At 37.4% G+C, this 500-nt stretch carries 1 pseudogene; it reads right to left on the bottom strand.

From position 1 onward, the window contains the following. Positions 1-407: 407 nt before the first annotated feature. Positions 408-500: pseudogene (locus tag FW767_RS13455) on the bottom strand (transposase); the annotation flags it as partial.

The raw sequence follows: 500 nt of genomic DNA, 5'->3' as shown, positions 1-500 counted from the left end.
TCCTGACTACATTTTTAGACCCGCAGAAAAAGCATTTTTTTAACCATATCAATAATTATCTTCGCAAAGATAATTAAATCAATGGTTTACACGCAATCCATCACCCCAAATGTCCAACCTGCCAAAAAATACATATTTTATTCAAAACAGCCTTTAAAATATGTTCTTAATCAGCTTTTGGGTGAAAGTAACGAAAAAGTGTTGCAATTATAAAAAATATGTTATACATTTGCCCATGAACGCTTGGATATAAAGTTTTCAAACATAATCACATCCCTGTATACACTTTACAACATGTTATGGAGGACCTTGTCGAGAGACACGGCCCTCTGATTTTATGCTCCGGCCGGGTCCCTGCTTACGAATAATTTTTGGATCAGCGGATTTTCCCGGTGGGTGGTAAGATGTCAAGAGTAAAGTGTTGCCAGTCTGAACATGAAGAATTTGATGTCACCTACTCCGCGGAACTGAGTTCTGAAAGCTTTGATTTTGGCATTGAA

Origin of the sequence: Heminiphilus faecis (assembly GCF_008728965.1) — a bacterium.
Taxonomy (GTDB): domain Bacteria; phylum Bacteroidota; class Bacteroidia; order Bacteroidales; family Muribaculaceae; genus Muribaculum; species Muribaculum faecis.
Note: the sequence above shows the minus strand (reverse complement) of the source record. Positions and strands in the feature narration are given on the sequence as shown.